This window comes from Streptomyces sp. NPDC038213 (genome assembly GCF_055600495.1).
Map to the genome: position 1 here is coordinate 123,701 of NZ_JBVJYM010000016.1, position 6,179 is coordinate 129,879.

Consider the following 6,179-nt stretch of genomic DNA (forward strand, 5'->3'; position numbering starts at 1 on the left):
ATGAACAGGCGTACGTCCCTCACGGCAGCGACGGCCGTGGTGCTGCTCGCACTCGCCCTTCCCTCCTCCTCCGCCGCGGGGGCGGAGGAGGCCTCCTGCTTCGGGCGGGCCGCGACGATCACCGGGTCCGGCACGATCACGGGCACGGCGGGCGACGACGTCATCGTCGGCTCCGCGGGGCCGGACACCGTCGACGCGGGTGCGGGCAACGACCTGGTGTGCGGGCTCGGCGGGGACGACACCCTGGCCGGGGGACTCGGCAACGACCGGGTGGACGGCGGCGAGGGCGGCGACATGGTCCGCGGGGACGTGATCACCACCCGGGCCCCGGCCGAGGGCGGCGGGAACGACATCGTGCTCGGCGGCCCCGGCGACGACCGGGTCGGCGGCGACAGCATCGCCTTCGGGGCCGGCGCCTCGGGCGGCGGCAACGACATCGTCAGGGGCGGCGACGGAGACGACCACATGGTCGGCGACAGCCGGGGCGGCATCGACGCCTCGGGCGGCGGCAACGACGTCATGGACGGCGGTGCGGGCGACGACCTGATGACGGGCGACTCCTCGGCGGAGTCCCGGGCCTCGGGCGGCGGCAACGACGTCATGGTGGGCGGCCCCGGCAAGGACGCGCTCATCGGGGACAGCAACTCGGGGCACACCGCGCGCGACCGCGACGAGCCGGACAGCGCGGGCGGCACCCCCGCCCCGCGCCCCCCGCGGCCGGCGCCCTCGCCGGGCGCCGCCTCCCCGGTCCCCGCACCCGCCCCCTCCACGGGTACGGACCCGGCGCCCGCGGCGGGCGGGCACGACGTGCTCGACGGCGGCGGGGACGCGGAGGACACCTGCGAGGGCAAGGACGGGAACGACGCGAAGGACGTCGTGACGGGCTGCACGGCGGCCGCCAACCTGCCGTAGGCGGGCGGCAGTACGGGCCGCTCCCCCGCTCCCGGCCGATTGTCAGTGGCGGGTGCGAAGGTAAGACCGTCGATCCGGGGAATCCCGGAAATACGGAGGAGCGGCCATGTCCGGAAACCAGAACTACATCAACCACGTTGCCCTCGTGCTGGACGCGAGTTCGTCCATGTCGCACCTCGGCGGCAAAGTTGTCGAGGTGGCGGACCAGCAGATCGCCTATCTGGCCCGCCGGTCCCAGGAACTGGACCAGGAGACCCGCGTCACGGTGTACGTGTTCTCGGACAAGGTCGAGTGCGTCATCTACGACAAGGACGTCCTGCGGATGCCCTCCCTGCAGAAGCTCTACCGGGTGGGGGGAATGACCGCGCTGCTCGCGGCCACGCTGAAGTCGCAGCACGAACTGGCCCGGACGGCGCAGCTGTACGGGGACCACAGCTTCCTGACCTTCGTCCTGACGGACGGCCAGGAGAACGCGAGCCACCGCTGCGCGGACGCCCCCTCGCGCAAGCCGGCCGAGCTGGTGAAGGCCGTGTCCTCGCTGATAGGGAACCAGGAGGACAACTGGACCCTCGCGGTGCTGGTGCCCGACCAGGCGGGCAAGCGCGAGGCGATGCAGTGCGGCTTCCCGAAGGACAACATCGCCGTCTGGGACGCCACGAGCACGCAGGGCCTGGAGGAGGCCGGCCAGGTCATCAAGGAGGCCACCGAGAAGTTCATGGTGGGCCGGACGAAGGGCATCCGCGGTTCCCGCGCGGTGTTCTCAACGGGCGCGGAAGCGGTGAACAGGAAGACCATCGAGGCGGCCGGACTCGTTCCCTCCGACCCCTCGGAATACGTGCTCATTCCGGTGGCACGCGATGCGGGTATCCGCGACTGGATCGTCGAATCCGGGCACGATTACCGCACCGGCTGCGCCTTTTACGAGCTGAGCAAGACGGAGAAGATCCAGGCGCGCAAGCAGATCGCCGTTCTGGAGAAGAGCAGCGACCGCGTGTACACGGGTCCGCAGGCGCGGACCCTGCTCGGACTTCCGGATGCGGAGGTCCGCGTCAAGCCGGACCAGAATGCGGAATTCACCATTTTCGTGCAGAGCACGAGCGTCAACCGCAAGCTGGTGTCGCAGACGCGGCTGCTGCTGATGGTCTGACGCTCCCGGCCGGTCCGGCACACGGGACGCGCTCCGTGCGGGTGCGTGCGTCGGGCGCGCCCCGGCGGCACGCGCAGGCGAGGGCCGGTGCGTGCCGCCGGGGGCTGCCGGTCAGTAGCCGGTGCAGTCGAGGCCCGTGTGGGCGTCGCGCGTCGCCGTCTCCAGCTTCTGCGCGTACGGGGTGAGCTGCTTGGCGGCTTCGCTTCCGGTGGTGTCTCCGGGGAGGTCGGTGTACGCCTTCTTCAGGTCCTCGGCGGCCTTGGTGACCGCGTCCTTCCTGGCCTTGGCCCAGTCGACCGTGGACTCCTTCACCGAGGCCCAGTCGTCCTGGACGTCCTCGTAGGCGTCCTTGACCTGGTCCTTGGTGGCGGTCGCCGGGTCCAGGGTGCGCAACGTGCGCGTGTTGGAGGCCAGTTCGCCGAGGTCGGCGCAGAGTTCCGCCTGTCCGACCGGGTCGTCGGTGGGGTCGGCCCAGGCGGCCCAGGCGGCCGAGGCGCCGCCCGCCGCCAGGACCATCGCGGCCACGGTGCCCACGGCTGCTGTCACAAGACGCTGCATGAGTTTCCCCTTCGGGATCCGTCCGGGATGAACCCCCCGCGCCCCCGTCCCCGAGCTCCCCGCCTATCCACGCTGGCACAGCACGGCCGCCTGCGCAAACGATCACGAGATTCAGCCGAACGGGTTCCGGGCCGCCCGCGGGGGCCCCGGGGCTCGCTAGCGTGGAGCCCCGCAACTGCGCGCGGAGGCACGTATGGACGGGGCTCGGGACCTTTCCCCCGGCGGGACCGGCGGGACCGGCAGGACCGGACAGCACGCGGAGAACGCCGGTTCTCCGGAGGATTTCGGGACCGCTCTACGGCGTACGAGAACCGCGGCAGGGCTCTCCCTGTCGGCCCTTGCACAGCGCGTGCACTACAGCAAGGGCTACCTCAGCAAGATCGAGAACGGCGGCAAGCCGCCCACGCCCGACCTGGCCCGGCGCTGTGACGAGGTCCTGGGGGCGGGCGGCGCGCTGACCGCGCTCGCGGCGGCGGCCGGGGAGCTGCCGCAGCAGCGGCAGCCGCAGCCCGGTGCGCTCCCCTGCCCGTACCGGGGCCTGGCCCCCTTCGGCTCCGGGGACGCCGCCTGGTTCTTCGGGCGGGAGCGGGCCACGGCGGCCCTGCTGGACCGGCTCGCGGAGCGGGCCGGACGGGGCCCGCTCGCGGTGGTGGCGCCCTCCGGGGCGGGCAAGTCCTCCCTGCTGCGGGCGGGGCTCGCGGCAGCCCTGCGGGCCGGGCGGGGTCCCGCGGGAGTCGGGCGCAGCGGTCCGGTGGCGGTGTGCACGCCGACGGCCGCACCGCTCGCCGAACTGCTCCTGGTCACCGAGAAGGCCACGGGCTGCACCGCCCTGCCGGGACCGGCGGAGCTCACCGCCGACCCCGGCCTGCTGGCAGCGGCCCTGCGGGCGGCCCGCGCGCAGGAGGCTGCCTCGGGCGGAGCGCGGGTACGGGCCCACGGCGGGGACGGGCCCGGAGGCGGCCCCGGGGACCGGGCGGAGCAAGGCGGGAGCGGAGCCGGAGACGGGGCCGCAGAGCGAGCCGGAGGCGGAGCCGGGGACGGAACGCCGTCACGGCCCGGCGGCCGCGGCGAGGGGCGGCTGGTCCTGGTCGTCGACCAGTTCGAGGAGCTGTTCACGCTGTGCCGCGACGAGCCCGAGCGGCGGGCGTGCCTCGCCGCGCTGGCGGCGCTGGCCGCGGGCACGGACGCGCCTGCGCTCGTGGTGCTGGGGCTGCGGGCCGATTTCAGCGGCCGCTGCCTCGCGTACCCCGAACTGGCCGACGTGTTCACGCACGGGCTGTTCGTCCTCGCCCCCATGACCCCCCAGGAGCTGCGCGCCGCGGTGGTGCGGCCCGCCGAACGGGCCGGGCTGGTCCTGGAACCGGGGCTGGTGGAGCTGCTGGCCCGGGACGCCGGGGCCGAGGGCGGAGCGGGCTCCGCCCTCGCGGACCCCCGCGCCCCGGGGGCGGGCGCGGACCCCGGAGCGTCCTGCGGCCCCGCGGCCGGAGCCGTCCCCGGGGCCGCGCCCGCCCCCGGGGCGCTGCCGCTGCTGTCGCACGCGCTGCTCGTGACCTGGGCCGCGCGCTCCGGCAGCACCCTCACCGTCGCCGGGTACGAGTCGACCGGCGGGCTGCGCGGGGCGGTCGCCCGGACCGCGGAGCAGGTCTACACCGGGCTCGACGGGCCCGGCCGGGAGGCGGCCCGGCGGGTGCTGCTGCGGCTGGTGCACCTCGGGGACGGGGAGGTGGAGACCCGGCGCAGGCGGGCCCCGGAGGAGCTCGTGGCCGGTCTGCCGGACCCGCGGGGCGCCGCGGCCGCGCTGGACGCCTTCGTGCGCGCGCGGCTGCTGACGGCCGGGGAGTCGGCCGTGCAGATCACCCATGAGGCGCTGCTGCGGGCCTGGCCGCGGCTACGGGAGTGGATCCACAGCGACCGTGCGGGCCTGCTGCTGCGCCAGCGGCTCGCGGACGCGGCGGCCGCCTGGGTGCGCGGGGGCCGCGAGGACGGGCTGCTGTACCGGGGCAGCCCGCTGGCCGCGGTGGAGGAGTGGGCGCAGGAGCTGGACGGGCGGGATCCGCTCGGGCCGTGGGAGGCGGACTTCCTCGCGGCGAGCCGGGCCGCCGAGCGGGCCCGGCTCGAGCGCGCGCTGCGCCAGGCGCGGGCCCGGCGGCGGCTCCTGGCCACGCTCGCCGTCCTGCTCGCCGTGGCGCTCGGTGCGGGCGCCGTGGCCTTCCACCAGCGCTCGCGGGCCGTGGCGGAGCGCCGGGTCGCGCAGTCGCAGGCGCTGGCCGTACGGTCCGGGGCGCTGGCAGCGGGGCAGCCGGAGGCATCCATGCTGCTGGCGGTGCAGGCGTACCGGACGGCGGCCACGACCGAGGCCCTGAGCGCCCTGCTGAGCACGCAGGCGCAGGCCTTCGCGGGCCGGCTGACCGGGCACACGGGCCCCGTGAACGCGGTCGCCTTCGCCCCGGACGGCGGGCTGCTGGCCACCGGCAGCAGTGACGGGACCGTACGGCTGTGGGGCGGGCGCGGGCACCGGTCGCCGGTGGCGGTGCTCACCGGGCACGGCGGTCCGGTGCTGGGCGTGGCCTTCGGGCGCGGGGGGCGGCTGCTGGCCTCGGCGAGCGCGGACGGCACGGTGCGGCTGTGGCGGCTGCCGGAGCGCCAGCTCGTCGCCACGCTGTTCGGGCACAGCGGCGGGGTCCGGTCGGTGGCGTTCTCCCCGGACGGGCGGCGGCTGGCCACGGGCGGGATGGACCGGACGGTGCGGCTGTGGGAGGTGGCGGCCCCGGGCGCGGGCGGGGCCCGGGGTCCGGCGGGGGCGCTGCGGCCCGCGGTGGTGCTGCGGGGGCACACCGACACCGTGCACGGGGTGGCGTTCGCACCGGACGGCCGTACGGTCGTCTCGGGCGGCGCGGACCGCACGGTGCGGCTGTGGGGGGTCTCCCCCGGGTCCGGCGCGCGGGCCGTACGCACCTTCTCCGGGCACGAGGACGGGGTCCTGGGCGTGGCGTTCGCACCGGACGGGCGCAGCGTGGCCTCCGGGGGCGCCGACCGGACGGTGCGGATCTGGCCGGCCGGCGGCGGGCGCGCGGCGCCGGTGGTGCTGCGCGGGCACAGCGACGACGTCAACGCGGTCGCGTACACCGCGGACGGTACGACGGTGGTGAGCACCAGCGGGGACGGTACGGCGAAGCTGTGGGACACGGCGGGCCACCGGGTGACGGAGACCCTCGCCGGCCATACGGACTACGTGCTCGCGGTGGCGGTCGGGCCGGACGGGGTCCTGGCCACGGGCAGTTTCGACCAGTCGGCCGCGCTGTGGGACCCGGGCCGCAGCTCGCTGGTCGCGCGCCCCTTCGCGGAGGTGTGGCAGTCGGCCTTCGCCCCCGGCGGCGGTCTGCTGGCCTCGGCGGGGGCGGACCGGACGGTACGGCTGTGGGACCCGCGGGCGCGGCGGCAGACGGGGGCGCTGCCGGGGCACGGGGGTTCGGTGTTCTCGGTGGCCTTCTCCCCCGACGGGCGGATCCTGGCCTCGGGGAGCGCGGACCGGACCGTCAAGCTGTGGGACGTGGGCCGGCGG

General features: G+C 76.0%; 4 protein-coding genes. 3 read left to right on the top strand and 1 reads right to left on the bottom strand.

Translation table 11 applies throughout. The features are described 5' to 3' along the window. Positions 1-912 (top strand): calcium-binding protein, encoded by a 912-nt coding sequence (locus ACZ7JZ_RS22210; protein WP_470941775.1) that lies wholly within the window; start codon positions 1-3, stop codon positions 910-912. A gap of 106 nt (positions 913-1,018) precedes the next feature. After that, positions 1,019-2,059 (top strand): vWA domain-containing protein, encoded by a 1,041-nt coding sequence (locus tag ACZ7JZ_RS22215; RefSeq protein ID WP_470941778.1) that lies wholly within the window; start codon positions 1,019-1,021, stop codon positions 2,057-2,059. A gap of 111 nt (positions 2,060-2,170) precedes the next feature. Here the strand turns inward: ACZ7JZ_RS22215 and ACZ7JZ_RS22220 are convergent, their stop codons facing one another. Further along, positions 2,171-2,617 carry a hypothetical protein gene (locus ACZ7JZ_RS22220; protein WP_470941781.1) on the bottom strand — a complete coding sequence of 149 codons (447 nt, stop codon included), beginning with the start codon at positions 2,615-2,617 and terminating at the stop codon, positions 2,171-2,173. A 193-nt stretch (positions 2,618-2,810) separates the two neighbouring features. On the opposite strand from ACZ7JZ_RS22220, the gene ACZ7JZ_RS22225 reads away from it, so the two are divergent. Further along, positions 2,811-6,179, top strand: a 3,369-nt coding sequence (locus ACZ7JZ_RS22225) for an nSTAND1 domain-containing NTPase (RefSeq protein WP_470941783.1), incomplete at its 3' end; no start/stop codon positions are given.